This is a genomic window from Sulfuritalea sp. (genome assembly GCF_017302275.1).
Classification (GTDB): domain Bacteria; phylum Pseudomonadota; class Gammaproteobacteria; order Burkholderiales; family Rhodocyclaceae; genus Sulfuritalea.
The window spans coordinates 56,426-73,126 of record NZ_JAFLDR010000012.1 but is presented as its reverse complement, the minus strand read 5'-3'; the positions used below and the strand labels follow the sequence as shown (position 1 = coordinate 73,126).

Sequence of the window (16,701 nt, the reverse complement as noted above, 5' to 3'; positions counted from 1 at the left end):
CTACCGCAAGCAGCGCACGCCGTATCCTCGCACCAGTCCATAGTCGCCGACTCATCACGACGCGGCGTCGTGTTTTCAGGTGCGCATGCGCAAAATACTATTCCCTATCATCGCCTTGTTTCTGCCGGTCGCGGAAGCGACGGCACAGGTCGTCGCGCCACCCACAGTGAGCGGCAACCTGGTGCAAATGCTGCTCGGGCTGGTCGGCATACTCGCCCTGCTGGTCGGCAGCCTGTGGCTCTTGAAGAAACTGACTCTGCAACGAGGTCCCGCTGCAGGATTGATGCGGATTGTCGCCACCACGCCGGTCGGCGGGCGTGAGCGCGTCGTAATCGTCGAGGTGGGCAGCACGTGGCTGGTGCTGGGAGTCGCTCCGGGCCGCGTGTCCGCCCTCGCCGAAATCCCCCGCCAGGCCTTGCCGCCTGCCGCTCCCGGCCCGACGTCCACAGCGATGCCGGCCTGGCTTGAGCAACTCATGCGAAAGCCGCGGTCATGAAGGCACGCTTTTTTGCCTTGCTCCTGCTGACACCGGCACTGGCATTTGCCCAGGCGATGCCCGCCGTCACCAGCACGCCTGCTCCCGGCGGCGGCGTCCAGTGGTCGCTGTCGATCCAGACCCTGCTGCTGCTGACCAGCCTGACCTTTCTCCCGGCGCTGATCCTGATGATGACCAGCTTCACCCGGATCATCATCGTCTTTTCCCTCTTGCGCCATGCGCTCGGTACGCAGACCTCGCCGCCGAACCAGGTCCTGGTCGGTCTCGCGCTGTTCCTCACTTTTTTCATCATGGCGCCGGTCGGTGACCGGATCTACGCGGAAGCCTACCTGCCGCTGAGTGAAAACAGGATCGGCTTTCAGCAGGCGCTGGAAAAGGGCGCGGTCCCCTTGCGGGCCTTCATGCTGAAACAGGTGCGCGATGCGGACCTGGTGACATTCACCAAGATCGCCAAGCAGGCGCCGCCGTCCAAGGCCGACGAGATCCCGATGCGCATCCTGATCCCTGCCTTCGTCACGTCGGAGCTTAAAACCGCATTCCAGATCGGATTCATAATCTTCATTCCCTTCCTGATCATCGACATGATCGTCGCCTCGGTCCTGATGTCGATGGGCATGATGATGATGTCGCCGGTGATCGTCGCCCTGCCCTTCAAGATCATGCTGTTCGTGCTGGTCGATGGCTGGAACCTGCTGATCGGCTCGCTGGTGCTGAGTTTCGGACAATGACCCCGACCACGGTCATCGAGATCGGCCGCGGCGCGGTTGAATTGACGCTGCTGATATCCGCGCCGCTGTTCATCGCCGCGCTGGTCACCGGCCTGATCATCAGCATCTTCCAGGCGGCGACCCAGATCAATGAAGCAACCCTCTCGTTCGTGCCGAAGCTGATCGCGATTTTCGTCACCCTGATCCTTGCCGGTCCGTGGATGATCACCATGCTGACCGACTACATGCGCCGGCTTTACGAGTCAATACCGGGGGTCATTGGCTAGTGATCAGCATCAGCTCGGCACAGCTCGACGCCTGGCTTGGCCTTTTTGTATTTCCCCTGACGCGTGTCCTCGGCCTGCTGGCGATGACTCCCGTCTTCAACAACGCGGCGCTGCCGGTGCGCGTGCGCCTGGTCATGGGGCTGGGAATCACATTTGCGCTAGCCCCGGCCCTGCCACCAACACCCGCGATCGAGGCAGGTTCGTGGCTGGGACTGGCGGTGATCGCCGAGCAGATGCTGATCGGCGTCATGATGGGCTTTGCCCTGCGCATCGCACTGGCGGCGCTCGATGTGACAGGCGAACTGATCGGGCTGCAGATGGGCTTGTCCTTCGCGACCTTTTTCGACCCGACCAGCAGCAGCGTGACGCCAGTGATGACCCAGTTCCTCGGATTCCTCACGGCCCTGATGTTCCTTTCCATGAACGGCCACCTGCTTGCGCTCACCCTGCTGGCAGAGAGCTTCACGCTGCTGCCGGTCAGCACCACGCCTTTCCATGCGGTGGCGCTGTGGTCCATCGTGACCTCGGCGGCGATGATGTTCAGCCTCGGCGTGATGCTGGCGCTGCCGCTGATCACGGCCTTGCTGGTCACCAACATTGCTCTCGGCGTGCTGTCGCGCGTCGCGCCCGCGCTCAACCTGTTCGCGGTCGGCTTCCCGGTGACGCTGGCGCTGGGTTTCGTGGTGCTCTGGCTGACGCTGCCCTATATCGGCGCCGCCATGGAATCGGTCTTCAACCGGGGCTTCGAACTGCTGGAGCTGTCGGTGCGGGCCGCCGCCGCCGGCTGATGCCGGCGTCGATCAGTTGCGTACCAGCTGGATCACCCCGCGCGCGACGCGCTGCGAACCCAGAATCGAGGATTCCAACCCCTCGCTGTACTCGACCACGGCATAGCTGTCGAATCCGTTCTGCCGCATCAGGTCCTTGGCCCGCTGGTGGAACACGACACGGGCCTCGCCGGCGCCGCCCGCATATACCCGTTTCATCTTGAGCGAAAGGTGGAAATGGCGCTCCGGAAAACTGGCCTGCTCGATCTCCCAGTTGGGCGCCAGGGGATCGAGGATCAGCCAGGCCGCCCCCGCATAAAGCCCCCAGTTGACGATTTTTTCGAGAGGCACCTGCACCGATTTGGTCAGGTTCAGCGCGGTGTCGGGCAGGATCGGGCCCTGGGCCGGAAAGTTGCCGTCGAGGGCGCTCGGTCCGGGATAGTTCATTGCGCCGCATCCGGAAAGCAGCCCGGCAAGCGCGGCAAGCAAAAGTCGGCGCTGGCGGTACGGTGTCATCACAGGTAGTTGAACAGAGAAAGTTGGGAAACCTTGAGGAAGGACTGTTGCGCGGCTTCCAGTTGCACCTGCTTGCGCGTCAGGTCCGAAATCGCCTGTGCATAATCAACGTCCTGCAGCTTGGACAAGGCTTGCTGGTACTGGAGGCCGAGGTCATCGTTCAGTCCTGCCAGCGACTCGATCTCGTTCATGCGCGCGCCGATCCTGGCCCGCGCGCCGAGGATGTTGTCGCTGGCGCGGGCGAGGTCGTTCAGCGCGAACGCGACTTCGTTGATGTACCTGGCATTGTCGGCCGGAGTCGCCGCGACGCCTTCCAGCGCGCCGACGAGGTTGGAAATCGTCGCGAAAACGCTTTGCGAACTGCTCGGGTTTACGGAGAAACGGTCGCCGCTCGCCGGGCTTCCGCTGACGCTCAGGCTGCCGCCGAGATCGAAGGCCGGCTCGAGCCCCTGGGATTTCAGCACGATCGGTTGCCCGGGCTGGAACGTGCGCTGGCTGACCAGCGGCGCGGGCGCCGCGGCACCGGTCAGGAGCGAATTGCCGCTCGCGGTGTTGACCAGGTCATAGGTGGTGACACCCGCACTTACGGTGAACCGGATGTCGATATCGCGTGCGGTGGCCGCCTGCCAAGCGGCGGGATCTGTCACGGTGCCGGAACTGACGATGCCGGTCCCGGTATTGCCGGCGGCATAATCGGTGGCGAAATAGCCGTTGCCGCTGCCGATGCGCTGGAACAGGTCGCGGCCCGATTCGCTCACCTCGACGAAACGGCTGGGCGATACCTGCAGGCTGCGCTGGCCGTCGTCGCCCTGATAGATGATCTCGCCGCCGGCAATGATGTTGTCGACGTTCCCGCCGAAGGGAGTCGTCCCGCTCATGAAGCCGGCGAACAGGTGGTTGCCGGAGCCGTCGGTCGAGTTGGCGATGGCGAGCATTCGATCGAAGCTGGCGCGCATCTCGATGGCGATGCCCTGCCGCGCGGTCGCGGTAAGGCTGGTGTTGCCGGCCTGCACCGCGAGTTCGCGCACTCGCGACAGGATTTCGCCGGCGCTGGTCAGTTGCGCCTCCTGGAGGCCTAGCGTAGCCGATGCGTAATCGTGGTTCTGCTTGAACTGGGCGACGAAATCGGCACCCTGCTGGATTTCGAGGGTGCGCGCGGCGGCCACCGGGTCGTCGCTGGGCCGCAGGATCCGCCTGCCGGACGACACCTGCTGCTGGGTCGCCAGCAACGAAGAGGTCTGCCGGTTGATGGCCGAGACTCCGGCATCGAAGATCATTCCGCTACTGACGCGCATGGGTTCTCCCCTTGATCAATGCCATTTCAGCGGCCGAGTGCCAGCAACTCGTCGAACACCCGGCTGGCAACTTCCAGCACCTTGGCCGAGGCCTGGTAGGCCTGCTGGTATCGCAGCAGGTTGGCGGCCTCCTCGTCCAGATTGACGCCCGAAAGCGATGCCTGGGCTTCCTCCGCGCTGGCGACCAGGCCTTGCCGGGCGGCGCCGACCGCATTCACTTCGTTGGCCTTGCTGCCGACCGTGCTGACGATCTGGGCATAGGCCGACTGGTAGCTGGCGGTCGCCGCGCCCCCGGCGCTGGCACCCATCGTGTTGCGGGTCTGCAAGGCGCCGATCAGCACGGCATTGCGGTTGTCGGCAACGCCATTGGTGTTTGCGGCGATGGTGAACACGTCGCCGCTCGCCGGATTGCCGCTGATCTGCGTGGTCCAGCCGTTGTAGCTGATCGACGCTCCCGTGGCATAGGCGACGCCGCTGGCGAGCGTGGTCGCGGCGGTCGTATCGACGACGTCAAAGGTCGTTGCGCTGGTAAAAGTGATGGTGACCGTATTCTTCAGGTTGGCCGCGGTCGGTGGCGGGCCGTTGACGACTCCGCCGCCGATGCGTGCCGTGCCGGTATTGTCCAGCGCGGCCGAACTGCGTATCGGGGCCGCAGCCGCGATCTGCCGCGGATCGGAAAACGTCATCGAGAGCGTCTCCGCGCCCCGTCGCGTCGGCTGGATCAGGATGCTGTCGTTGGCGTTGGGCACCCAGGTTCCCGCCGCGATCGTCATCCCGTCCACCGTCTGCGGCAAGGTGGCGAAGGTCTGCACCTGGCTGTCCGCCAGGCGCGTCAAGCGGTAGTTGCCGCCGACAAAGCTGAGCCGGTAGTCGCTGGTGGTCAATTCCGCGATGCTCGTTGCATCGATACTGACGGCCGGCGCTCCGGCTCCGGTATTCAGGCTGCTGGCACGGACCGATGGTGATGCGACGCTGAAAAAGGCCTGGCCCGGCGCGCCGGCCAAGTCCTGGCCCAGCCGATGCTGCTCATTGACATCCCTGGCCAGGGTCAGGGCAATCCGGCCCAGTGCGTTCTGCGCTTCGTCGAGCGACTGGCTGCGAAAGGCGAGCACGCCACCCAGGCTACCCCCGGTAATCTGTGCGTCCGACAAGACCTGCACCGTACCGCCGGCGCCGACTATTCCGACCGAAACGCGCTCCGGCTCCTCGGGTGCGCTGACCGCCCGCAGTTGATAGGACTGGCTGCCGACCACCAGCGGCTGGCCGCTGCCGACAAATACATTGATGCTGCCGTCGCCTTGCGTCACCGTGCTGACCCGCACCAGTTTGTTCAGATCCCTTAACATCTGGTCGCGCTGGTCGAGCAGGTCGTTCGGCTGTTGTCCGGTGCCCGCCGCCCGCGCCAGGATGATGCGCTGGTTGATGTCCGCCAGCTGGGTGCTGAAGGTGTTGATTTGCGTGATCTGGGCGGCTATCTGCTGGTTGACGCCCTCGCGAATATCCGTCAAGCGCTCGTCAAGTCCCTGGAAGCGCGCGGTCAGGGCCTGACTCGCGGAAAGCATGGACTGACGCGCAGCGACGGAAGTCGGATTGGCGGCAACATCCTGCACGCCCTTGAAGAACGAAGCCAGCGCCGACGAAAGCCCGGCAGCCGGATCGGCCAGCAGATTGTCGATCTGGCTGATCTGGGCAGAATAGCTTTCCATCTCGGCCGCGCCCATTTCGGCATTCAGCACCTGGCGACCGAGAAACTCGTCGTAGACACGCCGCACGGTCTCCACGTGCGCGCCCTGCCCCAGAAAACCCGCGCCGGTGAACAGGTGGGAATTGGTTCCCTGGACGATCACCTGCCGGCTGTAGCCCGGCGTGGCGGCATTCGAAATGTTGTGGCTGGTCGTCAGCAAACCGGCTTGTGCCGCGCTGAGCCCGCTGACGCCGATACCGAAGATACTCATGATCGCTCCACGATTAAACCCATATAACGGCAAGAATTGCCGCTAGTTGAGCACTCACGGGAGATTTAGCAACTGGCGTGCCAAGCAGGCAGACCAGGCAAGCTGATCAGCCGTTCATGGCCTGCTGCAGCGCGGGCCCGCCGATGATGCGCTCCAGTTTGCTGGCGTACTGCGGATCGGTCGCATAGCCCGCCGCCTGCAGGCCGCGCGCGAAGCGGTCCGGCTCGCGCACGCCGAGCACGTCGGCATAGCGCGGATTGTCCTTGAGGAGCCTGGCGTAGTCGTTGAACGACTGCTCGTAGGACGCGTAGGCGCGGAAGCGCTCGACCCGGGTCTGCGCCAATCCCGCCACCACTTCCGTGGTGCTTGCCTCGACCGTCGGGCCGTTCCAGCCCGCACCGGCCTTGATGCCGAAGATATTGAAGCTGGCGCTGCCATCGCGCCGGACGGGCTCGTGGCGGCCCCACCCGGTTTCCAGCGCGGCCTGCGCCATCATGAAATGGGCCGGTATGCCGGTACTGCGTTCGGCGGCAAGCGCCGACGGCAGCAGGCGATCGACGAACTTTCGCTGCGCCGTGGTGACTTCCATCACGGAAGTCGGCGCTGGCGACACGGCAACGTTTGCGTCGGAACGCGGATTGATGGCGGCCTCGATGCGCATGGGCAGCGCCTTCTGCTCCGGCAGCGGAAACGCGCGCGGTGCGCGCTGCAGCGGCAGGCCCTCGGACGAGGTCGGCAGCGGCGCAATCTGGCGATTCAATTGCGCCTCGATCATCTCCGCCAGCCCGAGCCCGCGTTTGCCGCCGCCGAGGTTTAGGCTGAGCTGCTGGTCGAGCAGCGACTCGTAAAGGCGCCCCGGCTCGCTGTCGAGCAGCCCTTCGCGCGGCGTCGCCGCGCGCATCGACTTCAACACCATTTGCATGAAAAGCGCTTCGAACTGCTTCGCCACGGCCTTGTTGGCCGCGGGATCGCCGGATTTTGCCTGGCGCTTGAGATTGACCAGGGCGCCGGTATCGAGGACGTTCGAGGACACGCTGATACCGGCGGTGGAATTGGCGGTGGTCATGGCAGAGAGCAGGATGCCGCGCTCACGAGGCCGGCAATCGAGAAAGAAAAGCCGCAATTGCCTCCATTGCCGCCACGCTCAGATGATTTCCAGTTCGGCGCGCAGCGCCCCGGCCGACTTCATGGCCTGCAGGATCGCGATCAGATCCTGCGGATTGGCGCCGAGCGAGTTCAGTGCCCGGACGATCTCCGCAAGACTGGCGCTGCCCTTGACGTTCATCAACGCGCCCCCTTCCTGCTTGATCTCGATTTGCGAGTTCGCTACACCCGCGGTCTGGCCGGCGGATAGCGCACCCGGCTGGCTCACGGTGTTTTCCGTGCTCACCGAAACCGAGAGGGCGCCATGGGCCACCGCACAGCTTTCGAGCAGCACGGCCTGGTTCATCACGACCGATCCGGTGCGACTGTTGACGATCACCTTGGCCGCCATTTTCGCCGGCGTCACCTCGATGCTTTCAATGCGCCCGATGAAGCTGACCCGCTCGTCGGGATTCACGGGTGCGCGTACCTTGACCTGACGACCGTCAGCAGCCGTGGCGGTACCCGGCAAGGCGCGATTGATGGCCTCCACCACTTGCTGGGCGGTGCCGAAATCGGTCGTGTTCAACTCGAAATGGACGAACTCGCCCTGCCCCAGCGGCATCGGCACTTCCCGTTCCACCGTCGCGCCCGCGGCGATGCGCCCCACCGACAGGTGATTGACCGTCACCTTGGACCCGGCACTGGTGGCGCCGGCGCCGATCACCGCGACATTGCCCTGGGCCATCGCGTAAATCTGCCCATCCGCTCCCTTCAAGGGTGTCAGGATCAAGGTGCCGCCCTTCAGGCTCTTGGCATTGCCGATCGACGACACGGTGATGTCGATGGCCTGCCCGGTGCGCGCGAAGGCGGGCAGGCTGGCGGTGACCATCACGGCGGCGACATTCTTCAACTGCAGGGACTGGCCGGGCGGCAGGTTGACGCCCAGTGCCGACAGCATGCTGATCATGCTCTGCACCGTGAAGGGGGTCTGCGTAGTCTGGTCGCCGCTGCCGTCGAGACCGACAACAATGCCGTAGCCGACCAACTGGTTGGCGCGCACGCCGGCGACGGAAGCAATGTCCTTGATACGCTCGGCGCGCGCCGCGGTGCCGGTCGCCAGCAGCGCCGCGCAAAGGCACAGCGCGACGAGAAGACGGGTCTGAATGCTTGTCATGGCGAAATCCTCAGAAGGGCAGGAAGGTCAGGAAGAAGCGGCCCAGCCACCCCATGACCTGCGCGGAATCGAGGAAGCCATTGGCTTTGTACTCGATGCGCGCATCGGCCACCTGGGTCGACACGACGGTGTTCGCCGAGCTGATCGTGTTGGGATTGACGACGCCCGAGAAGCGGACGAATTCCTCGCCTTCCTTGAGGCCGATCTGCTTCTCCCCGGACACCAGCAGGTTGCCGTTCGGGTAGATCTCGATCACCGTCACGGTGATGGTACCGGTGAAGTCGTTGGACGAGGTGTTCTCGCCCTTGCCGCTGAAATTGTTGGTGTCGCTGGCCGACAGCGCGGTGCCCTGCGCGCCCTTGAACGGCAGGCCGGCGATGGTCGGCACGGTGACGTCCACCGCATGGCTGCGGGTCGACTTGTTCTCGGACTTCTTGGAGGCCTGCACCTTCTCGGCGATGCTGATGGTGATTGTGTCGCCGACGAACCGCGCGCGACGATCCTCGAACAGCGGGCGCGCGGAGGCGACGTTGAAAATGGCGCCATTGGTCGTCGGCGCCAGGCTGCGGGCCTCGGGGCGCTGGCTCATCGGCTGGTGGATTGCCGTCGTCGGCGCCGTGGTCACGCAACCAGCCAGGGCCGCCAGCAGGGAAACGCTTGCTAGTACATTTTTCATGGTGTCACCCGTTGCCTTAGATTTGGGTCAGGCGTGAAAGCATCTGGTCGCAGGTCGTCACTGCCTTCGAATTCATCTCGTAGCCGCGCTGTGCGACGATCATGTTCACCAGTTCCTCCGCCACGTTGACGTTGGAGGTCTCGACATAGCCCTGGTTGATCAGCCCCGTGCCGTTGGTTCCCGGCGTGGTCGCCGTGCCGGTGCCGGACGAGGCGGTTTCGACGAACAGGTTCTGGCCGCTGCTCTGCAGGCCCGCGTTATTGATGAAGCCGACCAGCTGGATGTTGCCGCCGGGCTGCGGCGCATTGTTGCCGGGCTGGGAATACGTGACGACGCCGTCGGGGGAAATGGTCACACTGAGCGCATTGGCGGGAATCGTGATCGGCGGGCTCAGCGGGTAGCCGTTGGCCGTGACGATCAGTCCGTTGGCATCCTTGGTGAAGGATCCGTCACGGGTATAGGCCAGCGAGCCGTCCGGCATCTGGATCTGGAAAAAACCGTTGCCCTGGATCGCGAGGTCGAGCGGATTGTCGGTCTTCTGCACCGTGCCCTGGGTGAAAATGTGTTCCGTGGCGACCACGCGCACGCCGGTACCCAGCGTCAGGCCGGACGGTACGGTCGACGCCTGCGAGGAGGCGGCGCCCGGTTGGCGCAGGGTCTGGTAAAGCAGGTCCTCGAACACCGGACGCGAACGCTTGAAGCCGGTGGTGCTGACATTGGCGAGGTTGCTGGTAATGACATCCATCGACGTCTGGTGGGCATCCAGGCCGGTCTTGGCAATCCAGAGGGAACGCATCATTTGGAACGACTCCTGATGATCAACATCGGCAAGCGGTGGCCGACGGCGGAAGAAATGGCGGACAAGGTCCGCGAATCGAAAGGCTTGCGGATTTTCACGATGATGTGCACGAGACCGAACATCAACCCGAACGCATGTTCGCGAGGTTCTGCAAGACCTGATCGAGGATCTTGAATGTCTGCGCGCTGGCCTGGTAGTTGCGCTGCTGCTCGATCAGGGCCACCAGTTCCACCGAGAGATCGACGTTCGACTGCTCGACGGCGTACCCCTGCAGGGAACCCATGCCCTCCGCAAGAGCGCTGTTGCCGACCGTGCCGCCGGTCTTCAGCGTCGAAAAGTTGGGAAAGCCCAGGGTCACCGCTCCCGTGCCGCGCAGCGGATCGTCATTGGTCGTCCACTGGTTGTCGCCGAGGTTGACCAGGGCGTTGGGATTGGTGAAATTCGCGAGCACCACCTGCGCCACGTTGCGTCGCTGCCCGTTTGAATAACGCGCGCTGATATGGCCGTCGGCGAGCACCATGAACTCGCTGGCCTCCTGGATCTTGCCTTCGCCGTATCCATCCTGGGTGATCGAGTTCATGGCGAACGAGGTGCCGACCTGCGTGGTGCCGCCAAAGTCCAGGCTGACCTGCAGGTTGCCGTTGGAAGTGGCCAGGGTGATCGGCGGCATCGGCATGGCGGTACCGAGCACGCCCTGCGTATCGAATGCCAGGCCGAGCGGGCCCGAGACGACCGGGGCCAGCGGCGGGATTGCGTTGGCGTCGAAGTCGAGCGTGGTATAGACATCCCATGCGCTCGCCGCGCCCGGCTTGACCAGATATACGCGCAAGTCGTGCGGCTCACCCGCCGGATCGAAGACGGTGGCCAGGGTCGACCTGTTGTAGGTCAGCGGCTTCGTCGGATCGAACGGCAGCGCAGGGGCGGCGACGCGCGAATCGAGATTCATGTTCAACTGGATCGCGCTGGTCGGCTTGGGCGGAAAGTAGGGATCGACCGCGATCGGCACCGGGGTCGGCGTGGTGTCGATGGTGCCGTAGGGATCCGTGCTGAAGTCAGGCAGGTTCCCCGTCAGGGCGAGCCCGGAACGCGTCACCAGCCTGGGAAAGCTGTCGCCCTCGTAGGAAAGGCGGAACTGGCCGTCGCGGGTAAAGGTGACCCGGTTGTTTTCCGCATCGTACAGGCGGAAGAATCCGAGCCCGTTGATCGCGATGTCGAGCGGACTGTCGCTCAGCGCGACATCGCCCTGGGTGAATTGCTGGAAGATGTTGTCCGCGCTGACACCCGCAGCGCCGCCCTTTGCCGTCGCGCCGCTGGCATTGCCGACAGCCGTGACGCTGGTAAAGCGGGCGATGGACGACTTGAAGCCTATCGTCTGGGAGTTGGCGATGTTGTTGCCGACCACGTCGATGGCCTTGGCCGCTGCGATCAGTCCACTCATGCTGTTTGCAAGGGTCATCTTCTATCCTTTCGCTTGTTCGGCCGTTCCGACCTTCGCCAGCGGCGCCATCGCGGGCGCTAGCGGGACGCCAGAATCTGCGTCGCGGCGCGGTCGTTGGCATCCGCGGTCGACAGCATCTTCATTTGCATTTCGAACTGGCGGGCCAGGGAGATCATGGTGACCATCTGTTCCGCCGCATTCACGTTGCTGCCTTCCAGGGTGCCCGACAGGATGCCGACCGTTTCGTCGACCGGCGCGGGGTCGCCGCCGCGCACCCGAAACAGGCCGTCCTCGCCGCGGACCATGTCGCCATTGGACGGCTTGACCAGCTTGATGCGCCCGATCACGCTGGGTGTGTTGCGCGGACCGGTCTCGGGCAGCGCCGAGATCGTGCCATCCTTGCCGATGCTGAGCGTGACTTCCGGCGGCACCGAGATCGGACCGCCGTCGCCCTGTACCGGAATTCCGCCGCGGGTCTGGAGAATGCCATTCACGTTCAACTCGAAACTGCCGTTGCGCGTATAGGCTTCGCTGCCGTCCGGCATCTGCAGGGCAATCCAGCCCTCGCCCTGCACCGCCATGTCGAGGGGACGCCCGGTGTGGGCCATCGGCCCCGCCGTGAAGTCCGTATGGGTGCTGGCGTCCACCGCGAAACTGCGCGTCGGCAGTCCCTTCTGCGCCGCCTGCGACTGCACGTTGGCCGCGCGCAGGCGGTGCTCCTCGGCCCGATAGCCGGTCGCATTCACATTGGCCAGGTTATGCGCCACGGCGGCCTGACGACTCATCGTCTGGCTGGCTCCGCTCATCGCGGTGTAGATCATCCGGTCCATGGTGTCCGCCGTCTCAACCGCAATCAGTCAGGATCATCAACGCAGGTTCACCAGGGTCTGCAGGATGCTGTCCTGGGTCTTGATGGTCTGTGCGTTGGCCTGATAGGAGCGCTGCATGGTGATCATGGTGACCAATTCCGCCGTCAGGTCGACGTTGGACTCTTCAAGCGCCGCCGACTGGAGCACGCCGTACTGTCCGGAGGCACCCGGCTTGTCAACGATGGCCGTGCCGCTGGCCGGGGTCACGTCCCACATGTTGTCGCCGAGCGGGCGCAGGCCCTGCGGATTGCGAAACGCGGCGAGCGTGATCTGCCCCACCGGCGAAGACTGTCCGTTGGTGTAGCGCCCGAGGATGACGCCATCCTCGCCGACATTGAAGCCGGCCAGCGTGCCGGATCCATAGCCGTCCTGGAGCAGCGCATTGACCGAGAATCCCGAGCCGTATTGGGTGGACCCGGTAAACGTGACCGGGAAAACGAGGTTCGAAACCGCGCCTGCATAGCCCAGTTGCGCGGCCGTGATGCTGGGCGCACCGGCGGCAATGGTCGCCGAGGCCGGAGTGATGTTGCCCGCCGTGTCGAACGCCAGGGTGCCGAGCAGGCCCAGGTCGGTGGAGGCGACCGATGCGCCGGCCGGGTTGGCCACCGATGCATAGACATGCCAGCTGTTCGGCGCCAGACCATTTTTCACGAAATACATCGAGTAGGTGTGCTGGTTGCCGAGGCTGTCGTAGATCGTCGTCGCCGTCGATTGGTTGTAGGACGACGGGTCGGCGGAGGAGAACACCGGCGTCAATGGCACGTCCATCCGCGCGTCGAAGTTGACGTTGGCCTCGATGCCCCGGCTGCCTGCCGTACCACCGGTCTGCAGCGGGGCGCCGGCCAGGCTCTTGGTCGGATCAAACAAGCGCAGCGGCTCCGGCGGCGAACCTTGCGGAATCACGCCGTTGGTGGCCATGATGCCTTTCAGTTGCATGCCATTGCCGTTGACGATGTAGCCGGCCTGGTTGAGCTGGAACTGCCCGTTGCGGCTGTACAGCGTCGAGCCGTTGCCGTCGTCCATCTGGAAGAAGCCACCGCCGTTGAGCGCCAGGTCGAGCGGATTGTTGGTGACGCCGATGCTGCCCTGGGTGAATTGCTGGACCACGGCGGAGACCTTGGTGCCAAGTCCGACGGGCGCCGATCCGGCGCCACTCAGGGATGCCGCGAACACGTCGGCGAACTGCGTCGATCCGGTCTTGTAGCCGATCGTGCCGGAATTGGCGATATTGTTGCCGATCGTATCGAGTGCCCGCGAAGAAGCATTCAGTCCGGCCAATCCTTGTTGAAAGCTCATGGTTTTCTCCTGCTTAGAAAATCTGCTTGACGTCGCTGAACCGGACGAGGCCCAGGCGTCCCAGATCCAGGGTCACGCCCTGGGTGCTACGATTGATGTTGGACACGGAGGCAAGCTCGAGTGTCTCCGCTGTCACTTTTTCGGTGCCCCGATGGGCCGCCACCGCTATGCCATAGTTGCCATTGACCGCCTGCACGCCGGCATCGGTCTTGCCGTCCCAGGCGAAGTTGTGCGTGCCGGCGTCGAGGTTGCCGAGGTTCAGCGTTCTCATCGCCAACCCGTTCTGGTCCTTGATGGTGACCACCACACGGTCGGCGCCGGATGTCAGTACCACGCCGCCGACAGCGCCCGTGTCGCCGAGTTGCAGGCCGCTGCCGGCCACCATCACCTGATGGCCGACAAGGGCTGCCGCCTGCATCGCCTCGCCGTCAACCGTGCTCGACAGCAGCTTCTGCAACGTGGCGTTGAGCTTTTCGATGCCGTCGACCGTGCTGATCTGGGCCAGTTGCGAGGTCATCTGCGCGTTGTCCATGGGATTCAGCGGATCCTGGTTCTTGAGTTGCGTGGTCAGCAGCCTGAGGAAGCGGTCTTGCGCATCTGCAGTCGTGCTCTTGGCCTTGGCCGCCGCCCCGTTGGCCGCGTCGAGCAGCGACTGGGCCGTGGTGGATACGCCGGAAGTGGAAGTCGTCATGGTTTGCTCCGAGTAATGGTTACTGGCCGATCGCCAGGGTCTTTTGCACCAGTGACTTGATTGCGTTCATCACCTCGGCATTGTTCTGGTAGGAGCGCGAGGCGGAAATCATGTTGACCATCTCGTCCACCACGTTCACGTTCGGCATCGCGACGTAGCCCTGCTCGTTCGCCGCGGGACTGGCGGGGTCGTAGGTCAGGCGCGGCGGCGCGTTGCTCTCGACAACCTGCACGGCACGCACGCCGAGGCCACCGCCGTCGACCGGTGTGGCGCGGAAAACCACCTGCTTGGCGCGATACGGCTGACCGTCGGCACCCGGCAGGCTGTCCGCATTGGCCAGGTTGCTGGCCACCGCATTGAGTCGCGCCGACTGCGCGGTGAGTGCCGATCCTGCGACAGAGAGGATGTTGAACAGGCTCATGGCATTTACTGGGCAAGCGCCAGTTGCTGGCTCTTGAAGCTGCCGTTGATGAAGGTCAGCGCCGCCTCCAGCCGCAGGGCGTTCTCGGCAAACGCGGCACGTTCGATATCCATGTTTACGGTGTTGCCGTCGATGCTGGGCTGAAACTCGGTACGGTAGCGGGCCGTCGTGGCAAGTGCCGACGCGGAATCTGCGCCAATATGCCCGCGCGACGTAACCGAGAGGCCGAGACTGGCGCTCTTGCGGCCGGCAACCGCTCCGGCAAGCGCATCCCGAAAGTCGATGTCGCGCGCCTTGAAGTGTGGCGTATCAGCGTTGGCGATGTTCGACGCCAACAGTCCCTGACGATAAGTCAGGACGTCGAGCGTGGCACGCTGGATGCTGAGTTGGTCGTCGAGTCGGGTGGTCATGATGTCGGGGATCCGTCGCAATTAGTCATTTCATGCGATTCAATGCACCATCCATGCCAACCATCGCAAGCCACTATTTCAACTACGGAAACTGCCAATCTCCGGCCGTGTCAGCGAGGATTTCTGAGCCCGTCAGGCAAAAGCGGCGCCTGCTTGCGGCAAAACTTGCCGGACGCAGCAGCACCGCTTGCGTAGCGCACGCGGTCAGGGCAAACGCGGTAATCTCCGCCCATGAAAAAATTGGCAAGACTCCTCGTCATGGCGCTCATCACGAATTTCCTGTTCGCCGCCGCCACCCAGGCCGCGGACGGTGAGCCGATACGCCGCGCCATTGCGGACTTTCTCAAGGCCCGCTCGGCAAGCCTGCCCGGACCCGCGCGTTTCGAGATCGGCCCGATCAAGGCCGACGGCCTCCCCGAGGGTTGCCGCGACATCGAGGTAGCGATGGATGCCGCGAGCCGGCCCTGGGGTCGCGCCCATGTCGGCGCGCGTTGCGCCCGGGGCGCGACATGGAGCCTGTACGTCCCGGTCCGGATTCACGTCGAGGCGAATTACGTCGTCAGCGTCCGTCCCTTGCGCGCCGGCCAAGGCCTGGTCGCCGCGGACCTCGGGCAGCAGCGCGGCGACCTCGCCGACCTGCCGGCCGACGTGCTGACCGACCCGGCACAGGCGATCGGCAAGACCCTTGCCGTGTCCCTGCCGGCCGACCGCCCCCTGCGCGCCGACATACTGCGCCAGCCGACAGTGGTAAGGCAGGGGCAAAACATCAAGGTGATCGCCGGCGGAACCGGATTCCAGGTGTCCGGCGAGGGCCGGGCCATGGCCAACGCACTGGCCGGGCAGGTGGTTCAGGTCCGCCTCGCTTCGGGCCAGGTGATCAGCGGCATCGCGCAAAGCGATGGGTCGGTGGCCGTTGCGCATTGAATCCTCGAACACTCGTGGCAGCCAGAACCACGCTCCTATGATGAATCGGGCCAAACGCCGAAGATAGGCCCGCCGCTCCTACCTCGCGAGGCGGCGATTTGCCGGTTCGCCGCCCGCGATGGTCGCCCCGAGGCCAACAAGGCTATCCCATTACACGGGTTGCTGAGTCCCTCGCCGGTCGCCCCGGCTGGCGATGGTGCTTCCGGTTCTTCGCGCCGCCTGACGTTTTTTCGCGATTCAGGGCGAGATAAATCCGCTTTTCATCGAAAACCTGTCATTTCTGACAGGTGTATTTATTTGTCCGAACTGATACCGTCGAGATACCCAAAATGAAAGTCGGCGCTGGCGCGGCGGCAGCAAATGACACAACCTGGAGGCGCTCAGCATGAAACGACCAAACATAATTTTACGGTGGCTGATCACTGCCATTGCGGTGGTGGTGTTGGCGGGCTGCGCCAATGCTCAGGAACTCGTTAGCCACGGCTTCGCATTTGATTTCATCGACGACAGTCCGGACGCAGAACTAATTGATTATCGATATGGCACCTCCTACTACGGCAGGTCTGAGCGGGCGAGTTTGGGCAGGGTGGGGCAGCAGAGTGGCATCTTCGGAGAAATACGGAGAGGCGATGACCTATATGTCAAATGGCGATTGAAAGCAACGGGGGCGGTATTCGAGGAAACCGTTGACCTGAAGAGTCGCCTTCCGACCGACATCAAGGGTAGCCGAATCTATTTCATGGTTCGCGGGCCGCAACTTTTCGTCTACCTAATCACCCCCGAGAAACGCGCCAAGGACGAACCACCCAATGGGCCCGCGCGTACTCAGTATCTCAAGACCCTGACGATCTATCCAGACACCCCCAAGAACTGATTGCCGCCGAGGAGAACTCA

20 protein-coding genes are annotated in these 16,701 nt (G+C 64.0%); 6 read left to right on the top strand and 14 right to left on the bottom strand.

Annotation, left to right across the window (positions count from 1 at the left end; all coding sequences use genetic code 11):
- Positions 1-85: 85 nt before the first annotated feature.
- Genes fliO through fliR form a run of 4 tightly spaced genes read left to right on the top strand, consistent with a single transcriptional unit; the run spans position 86 to position 2,278 of the window.
- Complete coding sequence (gene fliO, locus J0M27_RS08740) at positions 86-496, top strand: flagellar biosynthetic protein FliO (RefSeq protein ID WP_294990027.1); 411 nt, start codon at positions 86-88, stop codon at positions 494-496.
- Positions 493-1,224 carry a flagellar type III secretion system pore protein FliP gene (gene fliP / locus J0M27_RS08735; protein WP_294990025.1) on the top strand — a complete coding sequence of 244 codons (732 nt, stop codon included), beginning with the start codon at positions 493-495 and terminating at the stop codon, positions 1,222-1,224. The genes fliO and fliP overlap by 4 nt, the downstream gene beginning before the upstream one ends.
- Positions 1,221-1,490, top strand: coding sequence for a flagellar biosynthesis protein FliQ (fliQ, locus tag J0M27_RS08730; RefSeq protein ID WP_294990023.1), 270 nt, complete (start codon positions 1,221-1,223; stop codon positions 1,488-1,490). The genes fliP and fliQ overlap by 4 nt, the downstream gene beginning before the upstream one ends.
- Positions 1,490-2,278: a flagellar biosynthetic protein FliR gene (gene fliR / locus J0M27_RS08725; protein ID WP_294990021.1), complete on the top strand. Its 789-nt coding sequence runs from the start codon at positions 1,490-1,492 to the stop codon at positions 2,276-2,278. The genes fliQ and fliR overlap by 1 nt, the downstream gene beginning before the upstream one ends.
- Positions 2,279-2,290: 12 nt before the next feature.
- On the opposite strand, the gene J0M27_RS08720 is transcribed toward fliR, so the two are convergent.
- From J0M27_RS08720 to J0M27_RS08655, 14 genes are all read right to left on the bottom strand, one after another.
- Positions 2,291-2,704, bottom strand: coding sequence for a hypothetical protein (locus J0M27_RS08720; RefSeq protein WP_294990018.1), 414 nt, complete (start codon positions 2,702-2,704; stop codon positions 2,291-2,293).
- A gap of 68 nt (positions 2,705-2,772) precedes the next feature.
- Complete coding sequence (flgL, locus tag J0M27_RS08715) at positions 2,773-4,068, bottom strand: flagellar hook-associated protein FlgL (RefSeq protein WP_294990015.1); 1,296 nt, start codon at positions 4,066-4,068, stop codon at positions 2,773-2,775.
- A 26-nt stretch (positions 4,069-4,094) separates the two neighbouring features.
- The gene (gene flgK, locus J0M27_RS08710; protein WP_294990012.1) at positions 4,095-6,023 is read right to left on the bottom strand and encodes a flagellar hook-associated protein FlgK; all 1,929 of its coding nucleotides are present in this window, start codon (positions 6,021-6,023) and stop codon (positions 4,095-4,097) included.
- A gap of 106 nt (positions 6,024-6,129) precedes the next feature.
- On the bottom strand, positions 6,130-7,089 hold the full coding sequence (flgJ, locus tag J0M27_RS08705) for a flagellar assembly peptidoglycan hydrolase FlgJ (protein WP_294990009.1): 960 nt from the start codon (positions 7,087-7,089) through the stop codon (positions 6,130-6,132).
- A 78-nt stretch (positions 7,090-7,167) separates the two neighbouring features.
- Positions 7,168-8,283 (bottom strand): flagellar basal body P-ring protein FlgI, encoded by a 1,116-nt coding sequence (locus J0M27_RS08700; RefSeq protein WP_294990006.1) that lies wholly within the window; start codon positions 8,281-8,283, stop codon positions 7,168-7,170.
- Positions 8,284-8,293: 10 nt separating this feature from the next.
- On the bottom strand, positions 8,294-8,959 hold the full coding sequence (locus tag J0M27_RS08695) for a flagellar basal body L-ring protein FlgH (RefSeq protein WP_294990003.1): 666 nt from the start codon (positions 8,957-8,959) through the stop codon (positions 8,294-8,296).
- 16 nt (positions 8,960-8,975) lie between these two features.
- On the bottom strand, positions 8,976-9,758 hold the full coding sequence (gene flgG / locus J0M27_RS08690) for a flagellar basal-body rod protein FlgG (protein WP_294990000.1): 783 nt from the start codon (positions 9,756-9,758) through the stop codon (positions 8,976-8,978).
- Between the two features lie 121 nt (positions 9,759-9,879).
- Entirely contained in the window at positions 9,880-11,214 is a 1,335-nt protein-coding gene (locus J0M27_RS08685) for a flagellar hook protein FlgE (RefSeq protein WP_294989997.1), read from the bottom strand.
- 59 nt (positions 11,215-11,273) lie between these two features.
- The gene (gene flgF / locus J0M27_RS08680; protein ID WP_294989993.1) at positions 11,274-12,026 is read right to left on the bottom strand and encodes a flagellar basal-body rod protein FlgF; all 753 of its coding nucleotides are present in this window, start codon (positions 12,024-12,026) and stop codon (positions 11,274-11,276) included.
- A gap of 36 nt (positions 12,027-12,062) precedes the next feature.
- The gene (gene flgE / locus J0M27_RS08675) at positions 12,063-13,361 is read right to left on the bottom strand and encodes a flagellar hook protein FlgE (RefSeq protein WP_294989990.1); all 1,299 of its coding nucleotides are present in this window, start codon (positions 13,359-13,361) and stop codon (positions 12,063-12,065) included.
- A 13-nt stretch (positions 13,362-13,374) separates the two neighbouring features.
- Positions 13,375-14,052 (bottom strand): flagellar hook assembly protein FlgD, encoded by a 678-nt coding sequence (locus J0M27_RS08670; protein WP_294989987.1) that lies wholly within the window; start codon positions 14,050-14,052, stop codon positions 13,375-13,377.
- A 19-nt stretch (positions 14,053-14,071) separates the two neighbouring features.
- The gene (flgC, locus tag J0M27_RS08665; protein ID WP_294989984.1) at positions 14,072-14,473 is read right to left on the bottom strand and encodes a flagellar basal body rod protein FlgC; all 402 of its coding nucleotides are present in this window, start codon (positions 14,471-14,473) and stop codon (positions 14,072-14,074) included.
- Between the two features lie 5 nt (positions 14,474-14,478).
- Positions 14,479-14,883, bottom strand: a complete 405-nt coding sequence (gene flgB, locus J0M27_RS08660) for a flagellar basal body rod protein FlgB (RefSeq protein ID WP_294989981.1) — start codon at positions 14,881-14,883, stop codon at positions 14,479-14,481.
- Positions 14,884-14,993: 110 nt separating this feature from the next.
- The gene (locus J0M27_RS08655) at positions 14,994-15,152 is read right to left on the bottom strand and encodes a hypothetical protein (protein WP_294989978.1); all 159 of its coding nucleotides are present in this window, start codon (positions 15,150-15,152) and stop codon (positions 14,994-14,996) included.
- Here J0M27_RS08655 and flgA point away from each other — a divergent pair.
- Both flgA and J0M27_RS08645 read left to right on the top strand, forming a co-directional pair.
- A complete protein-coding gene (gene flgA, locus J0M27_RS08650) occupies positions 15,142-15,807 on the top strand; it encodes a flagellar basal body P-ring formation chaperone FlgA (protein WP_294989975.1) in 666 nt (221 codons plus the stop codon). The two genes, J0M27_RS08655 and flgA, sit on opposite strands and share 11 nt — an antisense overlap.
- Positions 15,808-16,192: 385 nt before the next feature.
- Positions 16,193-16,681 (top strand): hypothetical protein, encoded by a 489-nt coding sequence (locus J0M27_RS08645; protein WP_294989972.1) that lies wholly within the window; start codon positions 16,193-16,195, stop codon positions 16,679-16,681.
- Positions 16,682-16,701: the final 20 nt, after the last annotated feature.